Origin of the sequence: Streptomyces sp. NPDC020780 (assembly GCF_044334475.1) — a bacterium.
GTDB lineage: Bacteria > Actinomycetota > Actinomycetes > Streptomycetales > Streptomycetaceae > Streptomyces.
Genome location: NZ_JBIRTB010000011.1, coordinates 19,987 through 44,901 on the forward strand (window position 1 = coordinate 19,987; position 24,915 = coordinate 44,901).

General features: G+C 69.8%; 23 protein-coding genes and 2 pseudogenes. 17 read left to right on the forward strand and 8 right to left on the reverse strand.

Features of this window, described 5'->3' with window-relative positions:
- The first annotated feature begins 47 nt into the window (after window positions 1-47).
- Window positions 48-530: an SAM-dependent methyltransferase gene (locus tag ACH4VO_RS21890; protein ID WP_053931063.1), complete on the forward strand. Its 483-nt coding sequence runs from the start codon at window positions 48-50 to the stop codon at window positions 528-530.
- A 47-nt stretch (window positions 531-577) separates the two neighbouring features.
- Here the strand turns inward: ACH4VO_RS21890 and ACH4VO_RS21895 are convergent, their stop codons facing one another.
- A complete protein-coding gene (locus ACH4VO_RS21895; protein ID WP_398441201.1) occupies window positions 578-1,087 on the reverse strand; it encodes an ATP-binding protein in 510 nt (169 codons plus the stop codon).
- A gap of 140 nt (window positions 1,088-1,227) precedes the next feature.
- Between ACH4VO_RS21895 and ACH4VO_RS21900 the strand changes: the two genes are divergently transcribed.
- The 7 genes and pseudogenes from ACH4VO_RS21900 to ACH4VO_RS21930 all read left to right on the forward strand — a co-directional run bounded on the left by ACH4VO_RS21900 (window position 1,228) and on the right by ACH4VO_RS21930 (window position 9,238).
- Window positions 1,228-2,010, forward strand: coding sequence for an aminotransferase class IV family protein (locus ACH4VO_RS21900; protein ID WP_179831254.1), 783 nt, complete (start codon window positions 1,228-1,230; stop codon window positions 2,008-2,010).
- A gap of 13 nt (window positions 2,011-2,023) precedes the next feature.
- Entirely contained in the window at window positions 2,024-2,941 is a 918-nt protein-coding gene (locus tag ACH4VO_RS21905; protein WP_360992489.1) for an SUMF1/EgtB/PvdO family nonheme iron enzyme, read from the forward strand.
- A gap of 1,003 nt (window positions 2,942-3,944) precedes the next feature.
- Window positions 3,945-4,256 carry a helix-turn-helix domain-containing protein gene (locus tag ACH4VO_RS21910; RefSeq protein WP_360992557.1) on the forward strand — a complete coding sequence of 104 codons (312 nt, stop codon included), beginning with the start codon at window positions 3,945-3,947 and terminating at the stop codon, window positions 4,254-4,256.
- Between the two features lie 48 nt (window positions 4,257-4,304).
- Window positions 4,305-5,579, forward strand: coding sequence for a tyrosine-type recombinase/integrase (locus ACH4VO_RS21915; protein ID WP_360992486.1), 1,275 nt, complete (start codon window positions 4,305-4,307; stop codon window positions 5,577-5,579).
- A gap of 231 nt (window positions 5,580-5,810) precedes the next feature.
- Window positions 5,811-6,185, forward strand: a pseudogene (locus ACH4VO_RS21920) (LacI family transcriptional regulator); the annotation flags it as partial.
- A 1,256-nt stretch (window positions 6,186-7,441) separates the two neighbouring features.
- Entirely contained in the window at window positions 7,442-8,710 is a 1,269-nt protein-coding gene (locus tag ACH4VO_RS21925) for a DUF6056 family protein (RefSeq protein WP_360992483.1), read from the forward strand.
- A gap of 195 nt (window positions 8,711-8,905) precedes the next feature.
- Window positions 8,906-9,238 (forward strand): N,N-dimethylformamidase beta subunit family domain-containing protein, encoded by a 333-nt coding sequence (locus ACH4VO_RS21930; RefSeq protein ID WP_360992481.1) that lies wholly within the window; start codon window positions 8,906-8,908, stop codon window positions 9,236-9,238.
- Window positions 9,239-9,273: 35 nt separating this feature from the next.
- Here the strand turns inward: ACH4VO_RS21930 and ACH4VO_RS21935 are convergent, their stop codons facing one another.
- Both ACH4VO_RS21935 and ACH4VO_RS21940 read right to left on the reverse strand, forming a co-directional pair.
- The gene (locus tag ACH4VO_RS21935) at window positions 9,274-9,735 is read right to left on the reverse strand and encodes a sortase domain-bontaining protein (protein WP_360992478.1); all 462 of its coding nucleotides are present in this window, start codon (window positions 9,733-9,735) and stop codon (window positions 9,274-9,276) included.
- Between the two features lie 212 nt (window positions 9,736-9,947).
- Window positions 9,948-10,850, reverse strand: a complete 903-nt coding sequence (locus tag ACH4VO_RS21940; protein ID WP_360992475.1) for a hypothetical protein — start codon at window positions 10,848-10,850, stop codon at window positions 9,948-9,950.
- 300 nt (window positions 10,851-11,150) lie between these two features.
- Here ACH4VO_RS21940 and ACH4VO_RS21945 point away from each other — a divergent pair.
- Window positions 11,151-11,339: pseudogene (locus ACH4VO_RS21945) on the forward strand (gamma-glutamyltransferase family protein); the annotation flags it as partial.
- 110 nt (window positions 11,340-11,449) lie between these two features.
- Entirely contained in the window at window positions 11,450-12,286 is an 837-nt protein-coding gene (locus ACH4VO_RS21950; protein ID WP_360992472.1) for an inositol monophosphatase family protein, read from the forward strand.
- Between the two features lie 46 nt (window positions 12,287-12,332).
- On the opposite strand, the gene ACH4VO_RS21955 is transcribed toward ACH4VO_RS21950, so the two are convergent.
- The gene (locus tag ACH4VO_RS21955) at window positions 12,333-13,151 is read right to left on the reverse strand and encodes a nucleotidyltransferase domain-containing protein (protein WP_360992469.1); all 819 of its coding nucleotides are present in this window, start codon (window positions 13,149-13,151) and stop codon (window positions 12,333-12,335) included.
- Between the two features lie 86 nt (window positions 13,152-13,237).
- Here ACH4VO_RS21955 and ACH4VO_RS21960 point away from each other — a divergent pair, with 86 nt between their 5' ends.
- Window positions 13,238-14,653 carry an NAD(P)/FAD-dependent oxidoreductase gene (locus ACH4VO_RS21960; RefSeq protein ID WP_360992467.1) on the forward strand — a complete coding sequence of 472 codons (1,416 nt, stop codon included), beginning with the start codon at window positions 13,238-13,240 and terminating at the stop codon, window positions 14,651-14,653.
- Window positions 14,654-14,977: 324 nt separating this feature from the next.
- Here ACH4VO_RS21960 and ACH4VO_RS21965 read toward each other — a convergent pair whose 3' ends face one another.
- On the reverse strand, window positions 14,978-16,555 hold the full coding sequence (locus tag ACH4VO_RS21965; protein WP_360992465.1) for an MDR family MFS transporter: 1,578 nt from the start codon (window positions 16,553-16,555) through the stop codon (window positions 14,978-14,980).
- A gap of 97 nt (window positions 16,556-16,652) precedes the next feature.
- Window positions 16,653-17,261, reverse strand: a complete 609-nt coding sequence (locus ACH4VO_RS21970) for a TetR/AcrR family transcriptional regulator (protein ID WP_360992462.1) — start codon at window positions 17,259-17,261, stop codon at window positions 16,653-16,655.
- Window positions 17,262-17,491: 230 nt separating this feature from the next.
- On the opposite strand from ACH4VO_RS21970, the gene ACH4VO_RS21975 reads away from it, so the two are divergent.
- Window positions 17,492-18,490 (forward strand): dihydroxyacetone kinase subunit DhaK, encoded by a 999-nt coding sequence (locus ACH4VO_RS21975; RefSeq protein ID WP_360992459.1) that lies wholly within the window; start codon window positions 17,492-17,494, stop codon window positions 18,488-18,490.
- Between the two features lie 56 nt (window positions 18,491-18,546).
- Window positions 18,547-19,212: a dihydroxyacetone kinase subunit DhaL gene (dhaL, locus tag ACH4VO_RS21980; protein WP_360992455.1), complete on the forward strand. Its 666-nt coding sequence runs from the start codon at window positions 18,547-18,549 to the stop codon at window positions 19,210-19,212.
- Between the two features lie 69 nt (window positions 19,213-19,281).
- On the opposite strand, the gene ACH4VO_RS21985 is transcribed toward dhaL, so the two are convergent.
- The gene (locus tag ACH4VO_RS21985) at window positions 19,282-19,962 is read right to left on the reverse strand and encodes an HAD family phosphatase (protein ID WP_360992452.1); all 681 of its coding nucleotides are present in this window, start codon (window positions 19,960-19,962) and stop codon (window positions 19,282-19,284) included.
- A gap of 539 nt (window positions 19,963-20,501) precedes the next feature.
- On the opposite strand from ACH4VO_RS21985, the gene ACH4VO_RS21990 reads away from it, so the two are divergent.
- From ACH4VO_RS21990 to ACH4VO_RS22000, 3 genes are all read left to right on the forward strand, one after another.
- The gene (locus ACH4VO_RS21990) at window positions 20,502-21,182 is read left to right on the forward strand and encodes a ScbR family autoregulator-binding transcription factor (RefSeq protein WP_360992449.1); all 681 of its coding nucleotides are present in this window, start codon (window positions 20,502-20,504) and stop codon (window positions 21,180-21,182) included.
- 159 nt (window positions 21,183-21,341) lie between these two features.
- Window positions 21,342-22,835, forward strand: a complete 1,494-nt coding sequence (locus ACH4VO_RS21995) for an AlkA N-terminal domain-containing protein (RefSeq protein ID WP_360992446.1) — start codon at window positions 21,342-21,344, stop codon at window positions 22,833-22,835.
- Complete coding sequence (locus ACH4VO_RS22000; protein WP_360992443.1) at window positions 22,832-23,350, forward strand: methylated-DNA--[protein]-cysteine S-methyltransferase; 519 nt, start codon at window positions 22,832-22,834, stop codon at window positions 23,348-23,350. The genes ACH4VO_RS21995 and ACH4VO_RS22000 overlap by 4 nt, the downstream gene beginning before the upstream one ends.
- A gap of 85 nt (window positions 23,351-23,435) precedes the next feature.
- On the opposite strand, the gene ACH4VO_RS22005 is transcribed toward ACH4VO_RS22000, so the two are convergent.
- Window positions 23,436-24,020, reverse strand: a complete 585-nt coding sequence (locus ACH4VO_RS22005; protein WP_360992440.1) for a TMEM165/GDT1 family protein — start codon at window positions 24,018-24,020, stop codon at window positions 23,436-23,438.
- A 310-nt stretch (window positions 24,021-24,330) separates the two neighbouring features.
- Here ACH4VO_RS22005 and ACH4VO_RS22010 point away from each other — a divergent pair, with 310 nt between their 5' ends.
- A complete protein-coding gene (locus ACH4VO_RS22010; protein WP_360992437.1) occupies window positions 24,331-24,735 on the forward strand; it encodes a (2Fe-2S) ferredoxin domain-containing protein in 405 nt (134 codons plus the stop codon).
- The last annotated feature ends 180 nt before the right edge of the window (window positions 24,736-24,915 follow it).

The following is a 24,915-nucleotide window of genomic DNA, read 5'->3' on the forward strand; positions in this document are numbered from 1 at the left end:
GTAACGGCTACAGGATGCGTAAGTTCTGAATGAGAGGAACGACCCTGATGGCGACGTACGAGGTCGAGTCGATCGCAACGGTGGTCGGGGGCCACACCCGCGTTCAGGACGACTATCAGGGCGGGATCGAATCGGTCATCAGGCTCAACGACGCGTACCCCCTCGAAACATTGCAGGGCATCGAGGAGTTCTCCCACCTGACGGTGACGTGGCGCTTCCACATGGCGCGGCCGGAAGACGTCCAGCTGCACGCGCGTAGCCCGCGGGGAAATCCGAGGTGGCCAGCGACGGGTACGTTCGTCCACCGCAACCATCGGAGGCCCAACCAGCTGGCGACCAGCTACCCGCGGTTGCTGAAAGTGAAGGGCCGGGATCTCCTGGTGACGGATCTTGACGCCGTCGACGGGACACCGATCATCGACCTGGCGCCGTACTTCGAGGAGATGGGACCGCGATGTGAAGTCCGTCAGCCGACTTGGCCGGGCGAGATGCTCTCCACGTACTGGCTTGCCGCCTCCGAACGTCCGTAGCTCGACTTCCTGTAACGCCGCGATGGTGGTGCTCGCAGGGGCAGTCATCAGGGCCTGCCCACGAGGATAGGAAACGTGCACCACGTCGTCCGGCCGTCCGCGCTGGCTCCCCAATCCCCGGAGAGGGCCTTAACGAGGACCAAGCCCCGCCCCGAAGTGGCATCAGTATTGGCCGAACGCATGGTCGCCGACACTGAGCTGCCGTCCTGGACCTCGACGAGGATCTCGGTGTCGCGGCATCGGACGCGCAGTGACAGGTCTCCAGAGCCGTGAGTCACACCGTTAGTGACCAGCTCGGAGACACAAAGCACCACGTCCTCAGCCAAGGGGCCGGCGACCTCCCATAGCCGCAGGAAGACGCTGCTGGTGTGACGCGCGTGGCCAACGTTGATCGGTTCCGGGGCGAAGCATGACTCGAAGGCGGCGTACCCGGGGCGTGGTACCGACCGCGTCGTGACCGGTGCGAGAGCTGTTGCGACCGTCATCGGGCTCCTCCCGGATGGAATGGCGTGGTGAACGTGTGGCTGAGGCGCCAAGCACGCGGCACGAGGCGCCATGCCGATGGCGAGGCGTATTCGCGCAGTAACCAGCGAACACCTCGCAGTGAAGGCTTGGGAATGACTTACAGATGACGTTGACCCGTCAGTAACCAGATTTGGGTGCCGCCTGAGGGCATGGTCCTGACATGCTTGGCTGCATGGTGACTCTCGATGGAAAGCCCGTATCTGTAGATGACTTGCTTCCCCTGGCGCTCACGAACGTCGGGCACTTCACGTCCATGCGTGTCGATTCCGACGGCAGCGTCCGTGGCTTGACGCTGCACCTGGAACGCCTTGCGCGGGACTGCGAGATCGTGTGGCACGCGGCTCTGAAGACCGACCGCGTGCGCGAGTACGTCCGTCAGGCTCTGGAGGGGCAGACCCGCCCGTGCGTCGTGCGTGTCACGATCTATGACCCGAAGGTCGAGATGGGCCACCCGGCCCACGCCAACGAGCCGCACGTTCTCGTGTCCGTACGCGGTGCCGGCGCCCTTCCTCCGGCGCCCTTGCGCGCCCAGAGCCTGGTGTACGAGCGTGACCTGCCCCAGGTGAAGCACATCGGTCTCTTCGGCGCCTTGCACGCCCGGGGCTCGGCTCAGCGAGCAAACTTCGACGATGCCCTATTCGTCGGCTGTGACGGGTTCGTCTCCGAGGGCGGCACCTGGAACGTGGCCTTCGTCGACCAAGAGGGCACTGTCGTGTGGCCAGATGCCCCCGTGCTGCCCGGCGTCACCATGGCTCTGCTCCAGCAGCATGCGAAACACCGCATCTCCACTGTCACCCTGGACCAGGCCAAGGGCATGGCCGCGGCGTTCGCCACGAACACGTCGATCGGCGTGCGCCCTTTGGCCGCGATCGACGACACCGAGTTCTCCGTGGAGCACCCTGTCTTGAGGCAGCTCCAGGAGGCGTACCTGTCGATCGCCGGCGAGACCCTGTAGGGAAGCAAGCGTTATGGCGCGGGTTACCAGGTGGACCGGCCGTGAAGCCGAATTGCTGCGCACGGCCATGCGGAAGAAGCAGAAGGAGTTCGCCGAGCTAGTAGGCGTGAACCCTCGTCAGGTCCCCCGGTGGAAACGCCGGGGCGAGACCATCGAACTCGAACTCGACAACCAGACGGCCCTCGATACGCTTCTGACTCAGGCCACGCCCGACGTTCAGCAACGGTTCGCCGCGCTCATGACCGAACGTGCGGCCGTTGAGCACGACGAACGGGCCGAGGAACTCCTGCGACGGGACCCAAGCACTCGCCGGCATCCGATCGACGGGAAGGTCATGGCCCTCGTCGAGGAGGGCATTTATCTCTCCGGCCCTGACAACCGCTCGGTGTGGCTGGAACCGTTTCTCATCGACGTCTACCCGACGACCAATGAGGACTACTCGCGCTTCGTGTTGGCCACCAAGCACCGGAGGCCCCAGCACTGGCCAGACGGCCATTGCCCCGTCACCCTGGCCACCCACCCCGTGGTGTGGGTGACGTGGCACGATGCGGCCGCTTACGCCCGTTGGGCTGGCAAGCTCCTTCCAACCGCCCGGCAGTGGGAGAAGGCGGCTCGCGGACCGCGTGGTCGCGTCTACCCCTGGGGCAATGAGCCGACAGCCGCGAAGGCGAACACGGCCGAAGCGGGCATTGACGCGACAACCCCTGTCTCCCGCTACCAGTCCGGCGCCAGCCCATTCGGCATCTTCGACATGTGCGGCAACGTCTGGGAATGGTGCTCCACCGAGGAAGAGCTCGGCAGCGGGCGGTACCACCTGAATGGCTCCGCGTTCACGTCTCCGGTCGAACGGGCAGCGCCGTCCCTGCTGAACACTGCCGCAGCGTCGATGAAGGACAACGACACCGGCTTCCGCTGCGCCACGCCCGCGTAATTCGGTCACCGGGCGAACCAGTCGATCCGACGTCGGCGGTCGTGAGCCGTGGCACCGACCATCAGCGCGCCGCCGGCGCAGTGCGCGCCTGCGTTCCTCGTGCTGCGGCTGCCGGGAATCAGCTTGCCGCCAATTCCAGCTCGGTGGCCGTGGTGTCCTCAGCACCTCAGGTGCCTCGACCCTCCTCGGCTGATCAGGCGGACGGTGCCTGAACGCTGTGCGTACGGCAGCGCGACGACTGCTCCGAGCGGCCCTTGGATGAGTCAGGGGCTGTCCTCTTTGTCGGTCGACGAAGGATGCCTGTGGACGTCTTCCCTCGCTTCGGCAAAGTCGAGACCAGCGATTCCGTGGCGGCTGATTATGGGCCTTCGCTCACGGCAGACGGGAAAGAGCCTCAAAAGACTGGATATCTTTGCCGGGATCATGTCAACGTACAGCGTCCGGAAAACATCAGGTCAGACTGCGGGTCAGGCGACAGGACGAACAGTTTTGCGGCTCGACCGTGGGGGTTCCCGCGCTGGCATGGTCCGTACTTGGGAGGCGTATCTGTCTGAATCCGTTATCCGAACTCCCCCGCTTCGCTTCACCCACATCTTCTGTTCTCCGCGGTCTGAACGCTTGGGTCGGCCAAACGGCGGGTGATTACCTTGCCGTACCTATTGAGCTCTGCGTCCGTGCCTGTGCGTCCGTGCCTGTGCGTCCGTGCCTGTGCGGCCGGCCTGTTCGGTGCGGGTACTTGCAACGTAGATATGGCGGTCGTACTGCCCTCCCGTACGTTGCAGTGCCTCCCCATGCCGCACACAGCGCTACCAGAATCTCGACCGGCTCACGGGCGACGGTCTGTTGGCGATGGCCCTGGGCAGCGGATCCCGATCCCCGCGCTCATATCGGCTTGCCATCGCCGACGACGAGCCCAAGTAGGCGCCGGATTCGTGATGCGGCGCGCAACATAGACCACGATCGCCGGTTGGCCAAACCGGTGGTCTTGCTGATCATTGCTTCCATGTCTGCACGATCGCCGCTCCTTTCATCTGCCGCATCCGCTCCTGCTAGCGCCCTTCGCGCTGGGTTTCTCAACGTTAAGGATGCAGCCGAGTATCTCGGTCTCTCACCGCACACGCTCTACGTCTGGCGGCACCGGCGACAGGGCCCGCCGAGCTTCCGCATGGGCCCTCGCGGTCGCGTCATGTACCGCCGAGAAGCCGTTGACGCCTGGATCCGCGAACAGGAGCAAGCCGACTCCCGTGCCAACGCCTCCCTGAGTCCGCTGGGCGCCAATTCTCAACAGCGGGCGAGCCGTCTCCCCAACGCCTGACGCTCCCAAGCCTCAGCGCACCATTGCCCTCTCGATTAGGAGAATCATTTGGCCGGCTACATCGAAGATCGTTGGATCAAGAAGAAGAAAGACCCGATAACCGGGCAGAGGGGAAAAACTGCCCGTTATGGCAAGGGGCAGCGGTACCGTGTCGCCGGAATCTCCGGAGTTCGGGACAGGTCGTTTGTAACGTTGGAGGACGCCAAGGCATGGCTGCGGCGCTCCAGTACGGATCAGGAACGGGGTGATTTCGCCGACCCGCGTGACGGCTCTATCACCCTTGCTGACTACATCCAGCAGTACTGGATGCCCGGCGTTCGTGGTGCTGCCAAGACCCGCAAGAGCATAGATGAGCGGATAAGGCTGCACGTCATTCCGTACCTGGGTGAACTTCCGCTGAGTAAGGTGTCGGCGGCCGAGCTGCGCATGTACGTCGTAAAACTGGAGGCTACGTGCTCACCCCAGTACGCCCGCAGCATCCTCTCGGCTCTATCGACTGTCCTCGAGACCGCTGTCGACGATAAGCGTCTTTCCCGGAACCCCATGCGTGCGAAGTCGGTTCGCTGGCCGAAGCTACCAGATGAACGTCGCGAGCCATGGCCGAAAACTACATCTCGCAGGGTGCGTGATGAGATCAGCAAGCGGCATCGCATCGCGGTGGTGCTAGGTCTCGGGTGCGGGCTGCGGCAGGGCGAGGTCTTCGGGCTCGGGCCGGACGACATCGATTACCGACGCGGGCTCATACACGTCAAGCGGCAGGTGCAGATCATCAACGGGCATAAGTACTTCGCGCTCCCGAAGGGTGGCAAGACGCGTGTAGTGGATATGCCCGCATCCGTTGCGAGTGAACTGGTCGAGCATCTGAAGACCTACCCATCACTAAAGGTTGAGCTCCCCTGGGGTGGCCCGGAGCCGGAACGGGAGAGGAAGGGGCACGACCTCGTTCTCACTACGATGTACGGAAACGCTGTGGCGGCGAACACGTGGAACACCGAGATCTGGAAGCCGGCACTGGCCAAGGCCGGTGTGATTCCGCCCCTTGCCAAGGGAGCGAAGCCATGGCAATGGCAGGCGGCCCCCCGGGACGGCTTTCATGTGCTGCGGCACACATACGCTTCCGTTGTCCTAGAGGCGGGGGAGTCGGTAGTGACATTGGCCAGGTGGCTCGGGCACGCGTCACCCACCATCACCCTCGACCACTACGCGCACTTCATGCCGGAGGCGGGTCGCAGGGGGCGACAGGCGATCGATAGCCTGCTCGACGATCAGGTGAACGACGTTGCAGGGCGAAACTCCCCAGATTCTCCCCAGGCCCGATCGTGAGCCGTGATCGGGCCGCTTCGCACGTACAACTAGCAAGGTGATGCCCGATGTTCACAACCCGACCGACTCTCCAGGGCACCTTCGTCATGAAGTTGTCTACCTGGTGGCGCTGACCTGCATCGATGCGGCTGAGATATCGCCACGACCCCACGTGGACGTCTCGCTGAGCGGCAGCTGAGAGGCGGGCTGAGCCGCCGATCGCCCATGAAACGATCTTGATATGGCTGGTGTGATCACGGCGTCGGCGGGATCGTCTTCCTCTCCGGGCTGCACGCCGACACCTCGGCGGACCCGGCGCGGGACGCCGCCCTCACCGACCGCGGCGTCCCGTTCGTCCTGATCAACGGCAACAACGAGCGCGCCAGCGCCCCGTTCGTCTCGCCCGACGACACGGCCGCCGTCCGCATGGCCGTCGGGCACCTCGCCGAGCCCGGCCACCGGCGGATCGGCCTGGCGATGGGGCCGCAGCGCTACGTGCCCTCGCGCCGCAAGCGGGACGGCTCCGTCGAGGCGGCCGTGTCCGTCCTCGGCATGTCCAGGGAGGAAGTCGAACTCATGGTCTGCTTCACACTCTTCGGCGTGGAGGGCGGCCAGGTCGCGGCGGGCGACCGGGAGTACGGCGCCGAGCAACGATCTTGCTGGCGTGCTGCGGCTGGTCGGGGGCGTTGTCGAACAGGTTGCCGACATAGAGGTCGTTCACGGGCTACGCCTGCCGCCGTACCCCCGACGACCCACGCACGTACGGGCAGACTCGCCTCGTCGATCACGTCCGCAGCGACGCGCTCCAGCTCGGCCAGATCCTCCGCGTCACTGGGCACACAGACATGCCCTGCCCCATGAACGGGCTGCGGGCAGTGCAATTCGGGCGCGCGCCAGGCGTCGTTCAGACGGGCGCGCAGAGCGGAGACGTCCACGCGGCCAAGTGAACAGCACGGCACTGACATCGAGCCTTTTCAACCTGCATCAGCAGTACGCCGGGGACGCCCGCCATCTCGGCGCAGGCGGCTCGCACGCCTTCTTCCCTGCTCTGTACGTAGTCACCCCCGCTGTACGGTCGGCCAGGGTCTCCAGCGGTCAGATATGCCGTGCTGAAAGCGCATCGCGGCCCCATGGACTGGCTGGATCTCCGGGTTGATGAACAGCAGATCGTCGTCCTCATGCGCCACCCTCACCATCGTGCGCTCACAGACGCGAGAGCTGCTCCGGCCGCCGGGTCCGTCGAGGAGCGCTGGGACTTGGTTGGTGGACACGCCGGCCGACGGGGCGAGTGAGGGAAGGAGGAGAAGAAGGCTTGCCGCCAAACACGGCACCGCCCAGCGCAACAGGACCGAACGGCTTCTGATCCCGATCTTCTTCTCATCCGTACGTACGCACGCATCCTGACCCTCCACCACCTCGCTCGCTCGTACGCTTGTGCAGCGGCACGCGTTTACGCAGTAGATGCTCCACAACGCCCGACGTTCGACGTTCCCACCGACCACCGGGCCGGGCGGACACCCGAGTGCGCCGGAAGAGTGCACCGGGGTGGGCCGTTCGCGTGGCGTCGGACACGTATGTCGCGCGGGCGAACTCCCGTCCGCCCCCCTGAGGTACTGCGGACACGACGGACATGGGCAGCCTCGGGGGATCTCCTGATCGCCGGCGGCCGATCGAGGACGGATTCCGCAGTGGGAGAAGAGGAGCAGTCGGCGTGTGCGAGCGGTCCCGGCTCCCGGAGGTCGCGGACCGTCCCGTGGGCGTACGTCCTCTGTCTCTTTCCCCTGGGCCTTCTCGCGCCGGCCTCGGCGTTGGCTCGCTGGGTGCGGCCGAGCGGCGATGAGTGGTGCTTTCTGCCGGTCATCCGTGATCACGGATTCTCCGGGATGGTCAGCAAGTTCTACGCCCACGACAACGGGCGGGTCATGAACGGTGTGCTGGTCTGGCTCTACGGGCAGTTCGGCGTAGCGGGGCACCAGTGGTTCGCTCCGGTGACCGCCGTGTTCCTGCTGGGGATTCTGTGGACCGTGACCGTGCTGGCGCTGCGCAGAGCGGCGCTTACGGTGCCGCGCGGGGTTCCCCTTCTTGTGGCGTCCATGGTGACGGTGGTCTTCCTGCTGGGATCGCCGAATACCTACAAGACGTTCTACTGGCCCGCCGCGTCCGTCTCGCACACTCTGCCCCCGGTTCTTGCCTGCGCTGCCGTGATCCCGTTCCTTCTCGCCCGTTCGCGCAGGGGCAGGATCTTCGCGCTGGCCATCAGCCTCATCATCGGCCTCTGTATCGGAACCCTGTCGGAGCAGACCACGATCGTCGTGCTGGTGGTACTGGCCGCCGCGCTCGTGGCGACCTTCTGGACGGTGAGGGAGCAGCAACGCCGCGGGCCGCAGGTCTGCTTCGCCGTCGGCCTTGCCGGGCCGGTGGCCGGTGCGCTGATCCTGGTGACGTCTCCGGGCTCGCGGCACCGAAGGGGCGGTGTCGGCGCTGCGAAGGAAACCTCGCTGATCGGCCCGGAGTCCCTGGCCGGGGCCGCCCGCAACTTCGCGCACATCGTGATCGACACGGCTTCGGCGTGGCCGTACCTGGGCGCCGTCGCGGTCGGCGTCCTGCTCGGCCTGGTGCTGCGGGGCCCCGGGGGCGCCACGCCCGGCTCGCTCCGCCGCCCGGTCCTGGTGGTAGGGGCCGGAGCCGTCACATTCCTCGTCAGCGGCTATCTCGCCACGCTCGTCGCGTATCCCGTCTTCCACGCTGGTGTGGTCGCCTCCACCCGGCTCTGGAACGACTTTCTCTTCCTGTATGTCGTGCTCCTGACCGGCCTCGGTTCCCTTGTGGGGCTGGCCCTCCAGAAAGCGCGGCCGCGAGTCGGCGCCGTGCGCTGGGGCACCGCGGTGCTGTGTGCCGGCGCATGTATTGCCCTCGCACCCCCGCTCGTCCACCTGGGAAACCAGATGCGGGTGCGGGCTCACGACTGGGAACGGCAGGACCAGTGGATCCGTACCCAGGTGGCTCATGGGGCCCAGGTCGTCCCCTACACACCGACGCCCATCAGCAGGATGACGGAGCCGTTCGGCAACGGGAAACGGAGCTGGTCGACGGCGTGCGTGGCCCGCTACTACGACGTCAAGCGCGTGGACTACTCGCCGCGGCTGCCCTGACCGGACCGTCCTCCGGGGCTGAACCGGTCGCCGACACACGTGCCTCAGGGCCAGGCCGCCGGTAGACCTGCGACGCGCCGAGCGGCCGCGACGATACCTACAGACAGGACCTGCGGCTCTGTGCCGCCCTGGCAGCGCACGGGACTGGCGAGGTGATGGTCGTCGGGCGACGCCGGACTTCCCGGCAGCTTTCGGGTGCGTGGATATGCCGGAGCCCGTGGACTCGTCCACGATGGCGACAGGAGCACAGCCCGCATCACGTACGCAGGGCGGGTCTGTGTACGTTTCGTCGAACGGTTCACGGACAACACCTGTTTCCGCCGTATCAGACTGGAGAGCGGCCCCGGGGGAGAGGGGCGCACGGTGGTTTGCTATAAGTCCGACTATCAGGACGATCCCCTCTACCCTCATCGTCCCGCACTGGTGACCACCGACTTCCGCAGCGCCCCCGCCGCCGCGCCTGAATCCCTCGTGACCGGGGTCCTCCACGATGGCTATCCCACGGATGCCCCTACGTCGTCCGCCTGACCTTGACAGTTCCAAGATCCCCGACAGAGTCAAGCTCAGTGGGGTGGTTGGCTGGTGTGGGGGGTGGCGTAGACGACGACGTTGTCGTGATACTCGCGGGTGTCCGTGTTCCAGCCGGTGCAGGTGATCAGGCGCAGGCTCGGTCCCGGGGTGGGGCCGTAGACGGTGCTGCTGGGGAAGTCGTCCTTGGGGTAGACGGCGACGGCGTCGATGGTGAAACGGGCCGTGCTGCCATCCTTCCGGGAGACAGTCACGGGCATACCGGGTTTCACGGCGCTGAGAGCGTAGAAGGCGGCGGGGCCCGCTGTCGAGTCGACATGCCCGGCGAGGATGGCAGTGCCGCGCTCACCTGGGGTGACGGAGGAGTCGGGCCAGCTTGCCTGCTGCGGGTTGTCGGGAAGCGGGATTTCTCCGTCCTCGGCGGTGCGGACCGGCTGTATCGGTGCCCGCAGGGTCACACCGGCAATCGCGACCGAGGTCGGGATGGACCTGTGCATGCCAGGCTGCGTGGCGGTAGTGGTGGGGGCTTGTGTCGGTACGGCTCCGGCAGGGAGGGCGCGCGGCGGCGGGGAGGGCTGGTCGACCACGGCAACGCCGATGGCCACGGCGCCGGCGAGTGCGCACAGTGCGGCCGCCGCAGTCCATACGCTGCGGCGGCCTTCCCCGCGGGCCGAGTGGGGGCCCTTGTTCATGTGTGCTCCCGCTGCCGTCAGTTCTGCTTGAGGGTGTGCTTGCGGCGGCGCAGCACGACCATGCCGGTGGCGCCCAGTAGGAGGGTGCCGCCCGCGCCCAGGAGAGCGGTGTGCTGCGCGCTCTGGGTGCCGCCTTCACCGGCGGCTACGCTGCCGGAGGGGCCATCGGTGGTTCCGGGGAGGGTCTGGAACCACAGGAAGATGTTGGTGGGGATGGGCTTGGTGACACCCGAGTTGGGGTCAGCGGCCAATTTGTTGACCGTGTCCATGCTCTTGCCCGCCTGGATCTTGGCGAACGAGTCGGGGTTGGTGACACCGATGACGGAGACGGGCCACCACTCGGGCTTGTTGTCGTTCCGGTCGGTGATGATGTGGTCGTGACCGGGCAGCATCGTGTTCTTGAGCGCGGAAGCCGGCATCTTCAGCGTGGCGGCGAGCCGCGAGAGGTCGATGTTCATGGGGTGGTCCACGCACGGCTTCCCCCCGGGGCACTGGAGTGTGGCGGGGGCCGGGCTGAACAGCGGTACCGGGATGTACAGCGGGTCGGTGAACTTGTCCGACGTCGTCCCCGGCGGCACCTGGTTGTACTTCGCGCCGGCCTCGCACTTGCTGGGGGCTCCCGAGGTGACGGAGGGGTCGCAGTAGAAGTTCTGGGTGTAGAGGAACTGCGTGGTCTTGCCCTCGTACCAGCCGTCGGTGACGCCGATGTTGCGGCAGAGGTCTTGCGGCTGCCCGGTGGTGCACTTGTTCTTCAGCGGCTGGATTACGCGGTTTCCGGTGGGTGCCGGACCGAACCCGTCTCCGCTGCTGCCCATGCCGTCAGCGGCGGCGAGACCGATGGTGCCGGCGGTGGCCAGGGCGAGGGATGATATTCCGGCAGCCACCCGGGCCAGACGCTGACGAGCTATGTTCGTGCTCATTCCTGATTGGTCCTTTCGGTTCGCCGGGACCGTGTCGGCATGGCCGTAGCAGGGTCTCCGGACAGCGGGGCCGCGCCTCATAGGCGGCACTCCGCATTCAGGATTACCGCACGTGACCTGCCATAGCTTTGCGTGATGGGCTGGGTGGGTGATCCGGTCCAGGCTCGGGCGCCGGTGGAACACCGACACGCTTCGATCGTGCCTCCCCCCACCAACACAAGGTTCGGCCGAACCGCCCCCTTCCTGCCCCGGACCTGTTCACTCCTACCTGCCTACCTGCCTACCTGCCTACCTGCCTACCTGCTCTCCGAGCGGTACAACGCCGCGCGACGCGCACTGATCACGGCCGACGCCTCCCACGAGCTGCGCCCCGGCCGCCCCGGAGGCCGCACGCCCGTCCTCGGCGAGCATGTCCGGGCCGTCGCCTCCGGATTGCGCGTCATGGGCCCCAAGGCGGCCGGGGCGGGGGAACCGACCGTCGCCCGGGACGACCGGGGTGCTGTCGGCCGCCGCCAACTCGCGTGGCATGCAGGGGTACCGCCGTCGGCCGCTGAGTGCCCTCCGGGGAACAGCGCGGCCCCGCGTGCTTAGCTGGACGCATGATCGATGACTTCCTTGCCGAGAGCGCCGGACACCTGACCGAGGTCGAGGCGGCGGTGCGCGCCGCGGTCGCCGACGAGATCCTGCCGCGCTACCAGCAGCTCGCCGCGCACGAGATCGTCGAGAAGAGCGGCCCGCACGACCTCGTGACAGCCGCCGACCGGCTCGCCGAGGAACACCTCACCGCCTCGCTGACCAGGCTGCTGCCCGGCTCGGTCGTCGTGGGCGAGGAAGCGGTGCACGCCGACCCGGCGGTGTACGAGGCACTGGGCGGCGACGCCCCCGTGTGGATCGTCGATCCCGTCGACGGCACCCGCCAGTTCGTCCACGGCGAACCCGGCTTCTGCACGTTGGTGGCGCTCGCGCACCACGGAGAGGTGTTCGCCTCGTGGACGTACGCCCCCGTGCTGGGCGAGTGGGCCGTGGCCGTACGGGGCAGGGGCGCCACGCTCAACGGCGCCCCCCTGCGGAGCGGTTCGCCCACGCCCGGCGCCGTGCTCAGGGTGGCGATGTCCCACCCGGACTACACCTCCGACGCCCAGAAGCGGGCCTTGCTCGGCCTGCACACCGAGGGCATCGACGCCCGGGCGTGCGGATCGGCGGGCCTCGAATACCTCGCCGTCGCCAGCGGCGCGCAGGACGCCGTCGCCTTCAACTGGGAGTTCGCCTGGGACCACGCGGCGGGCCTGCTCCTGGTCACCGAGGCGGGCGGCGCCCAGTCCACGCTCTCCGGCGCCCCGTACCGCCTCACCGGCGGCAACGACCTGCCGTTCACGGCGGCGCGCGACGCGGCGACGGCGCAACGGGTCCTGGACGCCCTGCGCGCCGGCGTCTGAGCCGCGGGCCCCGGGCCGGTCCGCGGCGTCCCGCCCGGCCCGGGACTCACGGCCCGACGAGCACCTCCCGCACCTCCCGTACGACACCGGCCGCCGTCTCCACCGCGTCCGGATCCAGGGCACGCAGGGCGCCCGAGACCCTGCCCGTGAAGCCTTCGGGCGTGTCCGGAAGAGCGGCCGCCGCCGCGAGGGCGCCCTTCTCATTCAGGCACCAGACACGGTGGTGGGCATGGAGGGACTGGGCGAGAACGCCGAACGCCCTCGACAGGCAGAGGGCCACGTGGAGCGTGTCCCCGGACCCGGCCGACTTGCGGGCCGCGGCCACCGAGAAGTCCGCCTCCCACGCGGCCTCCACGAGCGCCCGGCGCAGGGGTTCCGGATAGGTGCGGGTCTCCTCCTGAAGGAACGCCAACTCGCCGTGGGGGTCCTGGAGTACGCGGCCGAGCGCCACCTCGCCGGCGTAGCAGGGGGACCAGAAGCCCAGCGGGTGGCCCGGCTGGACGCCCACCTCGAAGCGCCCCTCACGGCAGTCCGACCAGACGGCCTCCACCCGGTCCAGGTCGCGCAGGATCCAGTCGACCGCGAGCCCGTCCACCGTCAGCCACGCGCCCCCGTTCACCCACGGACCCCAGCCGCCCGGACCGGCCACCTCGACGGGGGAGCCCTGCGCCTCGGACGCCAGGGTGGCCAGCCCCGCCATGTCGGGGTCGCCGCGGTAGTAGACGCCGAGGTCCCAGTCCGAATCCGGGCGGTGTGTGGAACGGGCCCGGCTGCCGCCCAGGACGACGGCCCTGACACCGGGCTGCCGGGCGAGTCGGGAGGCCATCGACGCGATGGCGGGAGGGAGTGCCGGGTCGCTGCTCATCGGACAGGACAGTACCCGCGGCCCCGTTGTCGGTGCGCCCGAATATCCTGGACGTCCTGGCCGTCGGCTGACGAAGGAGTCCGAAGGTGCCATCGATGCTGGATGCCGTCGTCGTGGGGGCGGGACCCAACGGTCTGACGGCCGCTGCCGAACTGGCCCGCCGCGGCTTCGCCGTGGAGGTCTTCGAGGCCATGGAGACGGTCGGAGGCGGTGCGCGCACCGAGGAGCTCACCCTCCCCGGCTTCCGCCACGACCCGTGTTCCGCCGTGCACCCGCTGGCGATCGGTTCGCCCGCCTTCGCGGCCATGCCGCTGGCCCGCCACGGCCTGGAGTGGGTACAGCCGCCGCTGGCTCTTGCGCACCCCTTCCCCGACGGTTCCGCCGCCGTCCTCACCACGTCGGTGGGGGAGAGCGCCATGACGCTCGGCCCGCACGACGCGGGGGCGTACCGCAGATTCGTCGCGCCCTACCTCGGCCACTGGGACACCCTCGCCGAGGACTTCCTGCGCACCCCCTGGGACGGGCTGCCCCGGGACCCGTACCGCTGGGTGCGGTTCGGGCTGGACGCCCTCCAGCCCGCCACGCTCGCCTCCCGGCGCTTCCGGGGCGAGAAGGCGCGCGGGCTGATCGCCGGGCTCGCCGCGCATGCCATCGCGCCGACCAGCGGGATCGCCACGACCGGGATCGCCCTGCTGTTCGCGCTCGCCGCGCACGAGAAGGGCTGGCCCGTGCCGCGTGGCGGCTCGCAGGCCATCTCGGACGCCCTCGCCTCCTACCTCCGCGAACAGGGAGGCACCATCCGTACGGGCACGGAGGTCAAGCGCCTCGACGAGCTCCCGCCCGCCCGCGCGTACGTCTTCGACACCTCACCGGCCGCGCTCGCCCGGATCGCCGGGCTCGGCGGCGCCTACCGCCGCTACCGCTACGGCGCCTCCTGCTTCAAGATCGATTACGCCCTGTCGGGTCCCGTTCCCTGGACCGCGCCGGAGGCCCGCCGGGCCGGCACCGTGCACCTGGGCCCCACGGCCGGTGAGATCGACTCCGCCCTGCGTGCCGCGGTGACGGGCCGCGACCCGAGCGTCCCGTTCCTGATCACCGCCCAGCCGAGCCTGGTCGACCCGTCCCGCGCGCCCGAGGGCCGCCACGTCTTCTGGGCGTACGGCCACGTCCCGGCGGGCTGGGAGGGGGACGCGACCGAGGTCGTCGAGCGTCAACTGGAGCGGTTCGCCCCGGGTTTCCGTGATCTCGTCCTCGCGCGCTCGGTCGCGGGCCCGCCCCAGCTCGCGGCGCGCAACGCCAACTACGTCGACGGGGACATCGCCACCGGGGCGTTCGCAGGGCTCCAGACGGTGATCCGGCCCAAGCTCGCCCGCGTACCGTACGCGACCGCGCACCCCGCGGTGTTCCTGTGTTCCTCGGCCACTCCGCCGGGACCCGGGGTGCACGGCATGTCCGGCCATCATGCGGCGAAGGCGGTATGGCGGCGGCTGCGGGCCGAGTGAGGGAGGCAGGCGGGGGAGACAGAGACCCGCGCCTCCCCGGTGGCCGGGCCGGCGACAGGTCCGCAGGGGGAGAGATCCGCGCATGGCCGGTGAAGGACGGTGATCGGCCGTGGGAGCCCGCGGCCGCCCGGGTGGACGAGGGGGGCCGGCGACAGGTCCGTAGAGGGGAAGGGACCCGCGCCGACCGTGAACGAGGGGGAACGGAGCGGGCCCGTAAGGGGGACAGAGCCCTGTGCGCGCAGGTCGACGGCCTCCGCGCCCGCCTTCCATCGGCCGGTGTGCCGGGCCGCGTCAGCCTTCCGGCGGTCCGGCACCCGCGCGGAGTCAGTGCGACGGTGTCAGGGGCTGCTTGCTCTCCTCGGCCAGCCGCTCCAGACCGCTCTGCGTCTTGAGCGGCTTCTCCTTGATGAACACCACCACCACCAGCGCCAGCAACGCGAACGGTGCGCCGACCAGGAAGACATCCGCGGTCGCGTGGCCGTAGGCCTGCTCCACGACCTCGCGCGCCTGAGCGGGCAGGGTCGTGAGGTCGGGGATGGCGTGGCTGCCGCCGCCCCCCGCGGCCGCCGCACCGCCGAGACCCTTCTCCAGCTCCTTCGTCACCTGGTGGGCCAGGACGGCACCGAGCGCGCTGGTGCCGATGGCGCCGCCGAGGCTGCGGAAGAAGGACAGGACGGAGGTGGCGGCGCCCAGTTCGGCCGCCGGCACGTCGTTCTGCGCGGCGAGCACGAGGTTCTGCATCAGCATGCCGACCCCGATGCCGAGCACCGCCATGTACAGGGCCAGGAGCCAGAAGGGGGTGTCCGTGCCGATCGTGGCCAGCAGGCTCATGCCCGCGGTCATGATGACGCCGCCGGCGATCAGGAAGCCCTTCCACTTCCCCGTCCTGGTGATGATCTGGCCGGCCACCGTCGTGGAGACCATCAGACCGAGGATCATCGGCAGGCTCATCAGTCCGGCGGCGGTCGGCGACTTGCCGAGCGAGATCTGGAAGTACTGCGAGAGGAAGACCGTTCCGCCGAACATGGCCACACCGACGAGGAGGCTCGCCACGGTGGTCAGAGCGACGGTCCGGTTACGGAAGATGTCCAGGGGGATCATCGGCTCCTCGACCCGGGACTCCACCAGGACGGCCAGGACGATCAGCACGACACCGGCCGTGACGAGGGCCCCGGTCTGCCATGACCACCAGTCGAACTGGCTGCCCGCCAGCGTGATCCACAGCAGCAGGGCGCTCACACCGGCCATGATGAGGAACGCGCCGAGATAGTCGATCTTCACCTTGCGGCGGACGACGGGCAGGTCGAGCGTGAGCTGGAGCAGCACGATCGCGAGCAGCGCGAACGGCACGCCGATGAAGAAGCACCAGCGCCAGCCCAGCCACGAGGTGTCGACCAGCACGCCGCCGATCAGCGGGCCGGCGACGGTGCCGACGGCGAACACGGCGCCGAATATGCCTGAATAGCGCCCGAGTTCACGTGGCGGGATGATCGAGGCCATCACGACCTGGGCGAGCGCGGTGAGACCGCCGGCGCCGATACCCTGGACGACACGGCTGATGATGAGGACCGTGACGCTGTCCGAGAATCCGGCGACGAGCGAGCCGACGACGAACATCCCCAGCGACAGCTGGATGAGCAGCTTCTTGTCGTAGAGGTCGGAGAGCTTGCCCCAGATGGGCACCGTGGCGGTCATGGCGAGCAGCTCCGCCGTGACCACCCAGGTGTACGACGACTGGCTGCCGCGCAGGTCGGTGATGATGCGGGGCAGGGCGTTGGCGACGACGGTGGACGCGAGGATGGCGACGAACATCCCGGCCATCAGGCCGGACATGGCCTGGATTATCTGACGTCTCGTCATGGGGGGAGGCGCCTCGGGGGCGGGCGTCACGGCAGCGGACATCGGTGGCGTACCTCGGTTCTCTGAGGGGCGGTTGCTTCGGGAGTGGAGGGCGGGGCCGTCCCGGGTGGTGGCGCCGGCCGACAGAGCCGGGGCGCCGTCAGCCGCGCAGCGCGGCGGTGAGTTCGGTGAACGCCTCGTCGTAGAAGGCCTTGAGGGGCCGTCCGCGTCCGGTGGCGGTCCACAGTTCGACGGCGGACCTCACCGCGGCCAGGGTGGTGTGCACCAGGAGGCGTGGCCGCAGATCCGTGTCGACCCCCACGCCCAGCCGCTCGGCCACCGCGGCGATGAGTACCTGCTGGTCGGCGCCGTGCGCCGCGAGGAACCGGGGGAAGAGCGACGGGGTGTGCTCCAGCACCGTGCACTGGAGTTCCCAGCGCTCGTGACTGACCTCGATGTGGGTCAATTCGGCGGAGAGCGCCTCGCGCAGCACCGAGAGGGTGGTGCCTCCCGCGGGGGCCTCGGTGATCGCCCGGCGGATGCGTTCGGGGCCGTCGGGGTCGGCGACGAGGATCGCGTCGTCCAGATGGCCGAAGTAGTTGAAGAACGTCCGCACCGAGACGCCGACCTCCGCGGTGACCGCCTCCACCGTCACCTCCTCGAGGCCGCGTTCGGCCGCCATGCGCAGCGCGGTGTCGGCGAGGGCGTCGCGGGTCGCGCGCTTCTTGCGTTCGCGCAGACCGAGGGGTGGGTCTTCCGGAAGGGTCACAAAGATGCATGCTATGCAAAAATGCACGCCATGCAAATTCATCCGTTTGCCTGCCTTCGCGCAAGGTGCTCCGGCGCTAGAGACTGGCTGCCGTTGGTCGGGTAGTCTTACCGCAGCCGGTCGATACGCTGCGCGAGTTGCCGTATGCGCATCGTCACCCGCACCATGGAATTCTCGTCCGGACGCCGACTCGCCCGGCCTCGCGGCTGGGGACGGAAGGGGTGCCGCGTATGGCCAGGTACTTCGAGAACGGCGCCGGTGAACTGGTCCCCGACGCCCTGTCCGGCTTCGCCCGCGCTCATGCGGACCTCGTGGAGTACGACTCCGTCGACGGATACGTCACCGCCCGGCACCCTTCGCCGGCCAGGCGGGTGGGCCTCCTGTCCGGCGGTGGTTCGGGGCACGAGCCCATGCACACCGGGTACGTCGGTGCGGGGATGCTGGACGCCGCCTGCCCCGGCAGGATCTTCGCCTCCCCGCACAACCGGCAGATCTTCCGGGCCTCCCTGGCCGTGGCGGGGCCGGAAGGTGTGCTGCACCTCGTCAAGAACTACACCGGGGACCGGATCAACTTCGGTATCGCCGCGGAGCGGCTCGCCGACGCGGGCATCGCCTGCTCGCGCGTCCTCGTCGACGACGACCTTGCCTCCGACTCCGACGGGGTCGCCGCCGGGCGCCGTGGCACGGGTGCCACGGTGCTGCTGGAGAAGGTGCTGGGCGGCGCCGCGGACACCGGGATGGGACATACGGAACTGGTGGAACTCGGCACCGCCCTGGCAGGCCGGTGCCGTACGCTCGCCGCCGCGTCCGCCGCCCACCACGCGCCGGCCACCGGCGAGCCGGCCTTCGCGCTGCCGCTCGGCGAACTGGAGTACGGCGTCGGGATCCACGGCGAACGCGCCGATCGCACCCGGAGCCAGGGTCAGGTGGGCCCACTGGTGGAGGACATGACGGGCGCACTGCTGGACGCCCTGCGGCCCGGGCCCGACGAGCCCGTCGTCGCCCTGGTCAACGGCCTGGGCTCGGTCACCTCGCTCGAGCTGTACGGCATCTTCGGCGAACTGGGCCGGGTGCTGGACGCCCGTCGGGTGCGGCTCGCCCGGCACCTCGTCGGCGACCACGTCACGGCACTCGACATGCGGGGCTTCTCGCTCACCCTCATGGTCGCCGACCCGGTCACGCTGACGTTCTACGACGCGCCGGTCCACACCCCGGCACTGCGCTGGTGAGCACCCGGCGGGCCGGGTTCCCGGCAACCGGTGGGCAGGAGCACGAGGAGGGCACGATGACGATCCCCGCTTTCGACGCCGCGCAGACCCGTGACTGGACACATCGCTTCGCCGAATCGGTGTACGCCACCGAGGACGAACTGACCGCGCTCGACCAGCAGGCGGGTGACGGTGACTTCGGGACCAATCTCGCCGCCGGGGTCCGGGCCGCAGGCCCGCTGCTCGAGCGGGCGGGGGCGGGGTCCGGCCCGGCGGAGGTCATGGGCGCCATGGCCACCGCCTTCCTCGACGAGATCGGGGGTACCAGCGGCCCCCTGTTCGGTCTGCTGTTCCAGGCGCTGAGCCGGGCCGCCGCCCGGTCCGGGCCCGACCTGACGACGGCCGTGCTCGCCGAAGGCGCCGCCGAGGGACTGGCGGCCATCCGCCGTGTGGGTGATGCCTCGCCGGGGGACAAGACCCTGGTCGACGCGTTGTCCCCGGCCGTCGACGCGCTGCGGGCGGCGGCGGACGCGCCGCCCGCGGCAGCTCTGGCCACAGCGGCGGCCGGAGCGTGGCGGGGAGTGCGGGACACTGCGGTGTTGACGGCACGCATGGGGCGGGCGAGTTACCTGGGTGAACGGGCGACGGGCATCCCGGACCCCGGAGCGGTGGGCATCGCGCTGTTCTTCGCCTCCGCAGGCGAAGAAGTGCGGGCCCTCGCCCCCCATCTGACCTCCGGGTGACGAGCGGGCCCGGCCCGGGAGCCGCGTGGCTCCCGGGCCGGACGGCCGCGTGCCGGGGCGGGCCCGGCTCTACTCGCCGATCCGGCTGCGGGCCCACGAGAGCAGCTCGGGGTCCGTGAGGCTCGCGACCCACAGGTCCGCCCGCTCCGCGTCCGCCCCCGGCGGGCGTGGTCCGATGCCGATGACCCGCAGCCCCGCCCGGCGGGCCGACTCCATCCCGGTGAGGGAGTCCTCCACGGCCAGAGCCTCCTCGGGCGGTACGCCGCAGAGCCGCGCGGCCAGTGCGTAGACATCGGGCTCCGGCTTGGGCCGTACCTCCCCGCCCGGGACCACCACGTGGGCGAAGTGGCTCAGGAGGCCGGCCCTGCCGAGGCACCCTTCCACCATCTCCTGGGGGCAGTTGCTCGCCACGGCGAGCGGGCGGTGGCGAGCGGTCTGCCGGACCAGCGCGGCGGCGCCCGGCATCGTGACGGGGTCCTCGTCGACCAGTGAGGTGAAGGTGCTGAGGAGCGTCTCGGTGAGGCCGTCGACGAGGTCCGGCTTGCCGGTCTCCTCGGCCATGAGCGCGCCGCACTCGGTGTAGTGCACGCCCTTGGCGCGGTCGGCGAAGCCGGCGGGTGGAGTCAGCCCGAAGACTCGGAAGGTGATGTTCCGGGCTTCCTGCCAGTGCCTTTCGGTGTCCATCAGGGTCCCGTCGCAGTCGAAGACGATGGCGGACGGGGACCAGGAAAGGATGCGATGAGCTGTCATGTTGCTGCCGTTCTCGGAGGCTGCGCCGACCGGTTCGTGCACAGGCGCAGGCAGGTGCCGGGAGGGGTGATCCACTCGCGGGAAGAAGCGGAAACGAGCGATGCTCCACGACTGCTGACCCCGTGGACATGGCTGAGCGCGCCGTAGGTGCGCCGTCCTGACGTGGGCCGTCAGTTCCGGTCGATGCGAAACATCGTGGCGGTTACGTTAATTAGGGCGCTTCGATGTGCGCAATCACCAATTCGAGTGGGAAGAAAGCGCCCGGATGAAGGCGGCCGGCATCGGTGTGCGGTCCGGGAGGGGAAGCCTGGATGCCCGAGGCGCGGGTGACATGCCTGGTGAGAGGCGGTTCAGCTTCGTCGGTTCCTCGGTTCCGGCCTGGTTTCCCCGGTCGGTGAAACGATTCTTCACGGCAGGGAGCCGGATTGCACAAAGGTGGCCACGCGTGCGGCCGGACGAGGAAATAATAAGATCTTCGCGCGATGCGACTGCGTCCTCCGCCGGGAGGGCCCGACTTTCCCGTCGTCGTGGTAGTACGTATGAGCGAAGGTGGAACTGAAGTGCAGGACAGGGCGCGTGCAACCCGCAGAGTATTGCTGGAATCGGCAGCACATCTATTTGTCGAACGGGGATATGCGGGAACGAGTGTCAATGACATAAGTGATCACTCTGGAAAAACCAGTGGAGCGATCTATTTCCATTACTCCAGCAAGGAGAAGCTGGCACTGGCCGTGGTCCGCGAGCGGTTCGCCTCCTGGCCGCAGCTCGCCGCTCCCTACGCCGCGCCGGGCGTTCCTCCGCTGGAGAAGCTGATCGCCCTCAGCTTCGGCGTCGCCAGGTCCCTCAGCGAGGACGTCGTGGCCCGGGCCGGCGTCCGGCTGTGGGCGGAGCGCCGCGGCATCGAGGCCACGGTGCCCACGCCGTTCGGTGTCTGGGCGCTGGCTGCCACCCGGCTTCTCGCCCAGGCCCGCAGAAGAGGCGAACTCGCGGAGGGGGTCGAACCCTCGGCCACGGCCGTGACACTGGTCTGCGCCTTCTTCGGGCACTGCACCTTGACCGACGAGGCGCCGGGCGGACAAGCCTGGAGCGAGCGGCTGGACCAGTGGTGGCTGCTGATGCTCAAGTCCCTCCAGGCCGACGCGGACCCGGCCGCCCTGCTCGCCCGTGCGCGGGCAAGGATTCCCGCCGGGCGGGAGGACCTGGCCCCGGGTCGTACCTGACACCCGGGTGGGAGAGCGGCGAAGGAAACAGCCGACCGCGAAGCCCCGGCCAGGCCCGCCTCCTCCCCCCGCGCCGACGGCCGGGCAAGCCCTGGCAGCGCGAGGCTCATGTCGGATTTCCGCCAGCCGTGACCGCAGCGACTGCCGGATGCTGGACTCATGCACACCGACACCGAGCGCTGCGTCCGTGCCGTCCGGTCGAAGGACGCCCGCTTCGACGGCTGGTTCTTCACCGCCGTCCTGACCACCCGGATCTACTGCCGGCCCAGCTGCCCCGTCGTGCCGCCCAAGGCCCGGAACATGACGTTCTACCCGAGCGCCGCCGCCTGCCAGCAGGCCGGGTTCCGGGCCTGCAAGCGGTGCCGCCCCGACACCAGCCCCGGCTCCCCGGAGTGGAACGCCCGCGCCGACACCGTGGCGCGGGCCATGCGCCTCATCCAGGACGGCGTCGTGGACCGCGAGGGCGTACCCGGGCTCGCCGCGCGGCTCGGCTACTCCGCACGGCAGATCGAGCGCCAGCTCCTCGCCGAACTCGGGGCCGGACCCCTCGCGCTGGCGCGCTCCCAGCGGGCCCGGACCGCACGGGTACTCATCGAGACCACCGGCCTGCCGATGGCCGAAGTGGCGTTCGCGGCCGGGTTCGCCTCCATCCGCGCCTTCAACGACACGGTCCGCGAGGTCTACGCCCTGTCCCCGGGGGAACTGCGCACCAGGGCGACACGGGGCGCCGAGGTTCCCGGCACCCCCGGGGTCATCGCCCTGCGGCTGCCCTACCGCGCCCCGCTCAACCCGGGCAACCTCTTCGGCCACCTCGCCGCGACCGCCGTCCCCGGCGTCGAGGAATGGCGCGCCGGTGCGTACCGCCGCACGCTCTCCCTCCCGCACGGACCCGGCATCGTGGCGCTGTCTCCGCAGCCCGGCCACATCGCCTGCCGGCTCTCCCTCAGCGACCCCCGCGACCTGACCCGAGCCATCAGCCGGTGCCGCCGGCTGCTCGACCTGGACGCCGACCCGGTCGCCGTCGACGACCAGCTCCGCTCCGACCCCCTGCTCGCCCCGCTGGTCGAGGCGGGCCCCGGGCGCCGGGTACCGCGCACGGTCGACGCGGCGGAGTTCGCCGTACGCGCCGTGCTCGGCCAGCAGGTCTCCACCGCCGCCGCCCGCACTCACGCGGCCCGTCTGGTCACCGCGCACGGCACACCGGTCGAGGACCCCGAGGGCGGGCTGACCCACCTCTTCCCCGCCCCCGAGGAACTGGCCGGACTCGACCCCGAGGCGCTCGCCCTGCCGCGCAGCCGCCGTACCACCCTCACCACCCTGGTGGCCGCCCTCGCCGACGGGTCCCTGCACCTGGGGGAGGGCACCGACTGGGAGCGGGCGAGGCGCGAGCTGAGCGCGCTGCCGGGGTTCGGGCCGTGGACGACGGAGGTGATCGCGATGCGCGGCCTCGGGGACCCGGACGCATTCCTCCCCACCGACCTGGGCATCCGCCGGGGGGCCGAGCGGCTCGGACTGCCCGCGACCCCGGCAGCCCTCACCGCGCGCGCCGCGCGGTGGCGCCCCTGGCGCGCCTACGCCGTGCAGTACCTGTGGACCGTCGACGACCACCCGATCAACCACCTGCCCGCCTGGCGGAGTGAGGACGCACCATGACCACCCCCTCCACGACGACCAGGCAGCACACCGTCGTCGACAGCCCGTACGGGGCGCTCACCCTGGTCGCCACCGGCGGTGTGCTGTCCGGGCTCTACATGACCGGACAGCGGCACCGCCCGCCGGAGGAGACCTTCGGCGACCCGGACGACCGGCCCTTCACCGAGACCGTCCGCCAGCTCGACGCCTACTTCGCGGGTGAGCTGACGGAGTTCGACCTGCCGCTCCACCTCCACGGCACGGCCTTCCAGCGTGAGGTCTGGGCCGGGCTGCGGCGCATCCCGTACGGCGGGACGCGGTCGTACGGCGAACTGGCCGCGGACCTCGGCAAGCCCGGCGCCTCGCGCGCGGTGGGCCTGGCCAACGGCAAGAACCCGGTCGGGATCATCGTCCCCTGCCACCGCGTCATCGGGGCGTCGGGAAGCCTCACAGGATACGGCGGCGGACTGGAGCGGAAGCGACGACTGCTCGCCTTCGAGCGGGGGACGGACGGCGAGACCCCGGCCTTGTTCTGAGTCCCCGCCGCCCCCGCTGCGGGGCCGACGGGTGGGCGGGCCCGGGCGGGAGCCCGCCGCTCAGGGCCCCGCCCCGCCCCTCGGGTCAGCCGGTGAAGATCTCGACGACCGACCAGATCGCGAGGGCGAGCATGCACAGGCCGCCGATGCGCTGAACGGTCTTCAGCGGCACCCGCTTGGCGATGAAACGGCCGGCCAGCAGCGCCAGCGCGGACACCGACATCAGGGCTGCGGCCGCCCCGACGGCCGTCGACCAGGTGCCGTTGCTCGCGGCGAGGTTGGCGGTGGTGATCTGCGTCAGATCGCCCCACTCGCTGATGAAGACCGCCATGAACGCCGTCGAGTAGACGGGCCAGAAGCCGATCACGGTCCGGATCTCGTCCTCGTCCTCCTCGTCACCGCCACCGCTGCGCAGCAGCATGAACGCGCCGAAGGCGAAGAGGGCGGCCGAGACCAGCTTGACGGTCCAGTCGGGGAGCAGGCCGATCAGTCCGCCGGCCCCGACCGCGATGGCGACGTGCACGACGAACGCGGACGACGTGCCGAACCAGACGTAGAGCGGGCGCATTCGGGTGCCCATGGCCAGCGAGGCGAACATGGTCTTGTCGGGGAGCTCCGCGAGGAAGATCAGCCCGAAGGCGGTGAGGACCGCCAGGGGGTCGAGATGCATTCCGGGTGGCTTTCTGTGAGAGCCGGGCCCCGGGCCTTCCGCGAAGCGCCACTCGGGCTCTCGGAGGACCACTCGGCCCGGCATGACCGCAGCGCCCGCAGGGCGCGGGCGTGTCATACCTGACCGAAGGTCTCGCCCGCCCGTAACGCATACGAGCCCGGCCACCGGGAACCCGGAGGCTCCAGTATGTCGACGACCGGTTTGCGGGGCTACTCCCCTTCGCAGCCGTCAACACTACCCCACCGGGCATCCGGGGCGCGCTCGGTACCCTTGCCGTGATCACCGCCGCCACCACCGGGAGTGCCCCCGCATGAGCCGCCGCCCGCGCCGGACCGCCGCCGAACCGGGGCCGCCCCGGCCCACCGTCAGCGTCTGCCGTGGCTGCTGCTGCGGTACCCCGAAGATCCCGGGGGTGGACCACTCCGGGCAGCTGGCGCAACTGCGGCGGTCCCTCGAGGGAAGCGCCACCGTGCGCGCCGTGGAGTGCCTCGACGCCTGCGAACGGGGCAACGTCATCGTCGTACAGCCGTCGGCGGAGGGCCGCCGGGCCGGTGGCCGCCCGGTGTGGCTGGGGCTGGTCAACGACCCCCACGCCGTCGACGACATCGTCACCTGGGCGCGGGAGGGCGGACCCGGGGCAGCGGACCCGCCGGACATCCTCGACCTCTACGTCTTCCGCCCCTCGCGCCGCGTACAGGCGGAACTGGATCACTGACCCGTGCGGGCCCGGCCCAGCCCTCGGCGGCCGGCCGCTCCAGCAGGGCCGGGAGCGGCCGTTTCGATGGGTGCGCGCGTCTCTCCCTGGCAGGTCGTCGTACGGGGTCGGCTCCGCGTTCACGGCGAGGAGCCGGCCCCGTGCTCCACCGCGATGTGGCCGGCGAGGCGGTGGGCTGCG

Excerpts from the sequence above, each read along its gene's own strand:
- ACH4VO_RS21935 (WP_360992478.1), bottom strand. The coding sequence starts at position 9,735 with ATGCACAGGTCCATCCCGACCTCGGTCGCGATTGCCGGTGTGACCCTG.
- ACH4VO_RS21890 (WP_053931063.1), top strand. The coding sequence starts at position 48 with ATGGCGACGTACGAGGTCGAGTCGATCGCAACGGTGGTCGGGGGCCAC.
- ACH4VO_RS21925 (WP_360992483.1), top strand. The coding sequence starts at position 7,442 with ATGGTCAGCAAGTTCTACGCCCACGACAACGGGCGGGTCATGAACGGT.
- ACH4VO_RS21895 (WP_398441201.1), bottom strand. The coding sequence starts at position 1,087 with ATGGCGCCTCGTGCCGCGTGCTTGGCGCCTCAGCCACACGTTCACCAC.
- ACH4VO_RS21950 (WP_360992472.1), top strand. The coding sequence starts at position 11,450 with ATGATCGATGACTTCCTTGCCGAGAGCGCCGGACACCTGACCGAGGTC.
- ACH4VO_RS21985 (WP_360992452.1), bottom strand. The coding sequence starts at position 19,962 with ATGACAGCTCATCGCATCCTTTCCTGGTCCCCGTCCGCCATCGTCTTC.
- ACH4VO_RS22000 (WP_360992443.1), top strand. The coding sequence starts at position 22,832 with ATGACCACCCCCTCCACGACGACCAGGCAGCACACCGTCGTCGACAGC.
- ACH4VO_RS21975 (WP_360992459.1), top strand. The coding sequence starts at position 17,492 with ATGGCCAGGTACTTCGAGAACGGCGCCGGTGAACTGGTCCCCGACGCC.
- ACH4VO_RS21955 (WP_360992469.1), bottom strand. The coding sequence starts at position 13,151 with ATGAGCAGCGACCCGGCACTCCCTCCCGCCATCGCGTCGATGGCCTCC.
- ACH4VO_RS21940 (WP_360992475.1), bottom strand. The coding sequence starts at position 10,850 with ATGAGCACGAACATAGCTCGTCAGCGTCTGGCCCGGGTGGCTGCCGGA.
- ACH4VO_RS21990 (WP_360992449.1), top strand. The coding sequence starts at position 20,502 with ATGAGCGAAGGTGGAACTGAAGTGCAGGACAGGGCGCGTGCAACCCGC.
- ACH4VO_RS21910 (WP_360992557.1), top strand. The coding sequence starts at position 3,945 with ATGTCTGCACGATCGCCGCTCCTTTCATCTGCCGCATCCGCTCCTGCT.
- ACH4VO_RS21900 (WP_179831254.1), top strand. The coding sequence starts at position 1,228 with ATGGTGACTCTCGATGGAAAGCCCGTATCTGTAGATGACTTGCTTCCC.
- ACH4VO_RS21995 (WP_360992446.1), top strand. The coding sequence starts at position 21,342 with ATGCACACCGACACCGAGCGCTGCGTCCGTGCCGTCCGGTCGAAGGAC.
- ACH4VO_RS22005 (WP_360992440.1), bottom strand. The coding sequence starts at position 24,020 with ATGCATCTCGACCCCCTGGCGGTCCTCACCGCCTTCGGGCTGATCTTC.
- ACH4VO_RS21965 (WP_360992465.1), bottom strand. The coding sequence starts at position 16,555 with ATGTCCGCTGCCGTGACGCCCGCCCCCGAGGCGCCTCCCCCCATGACG.
- ACH4VO_RS22010 (WP_360992437.1), top strand. The coding sequence starts at position 24,331 with ATGAGCCGCCGCCCGCGCCGGACCGCCGCCGAACCGGGGCCGCCCCGG.
- dhaL (WP_360992455.1), top strand. The coding sequence starts at position 18,547 with ATGACGATCCCCGCTTTCGACGCCGCGCAGACCCGTGACTGGACACAT.
- ACH4VO_RS21905 (WP_360992489.1), top strand. The coding sequence starts at position 2,024 with ATGGCGCGGGTTACCAGGTGGACCGGCCGTGAAGCCGAATTGCTGCGC.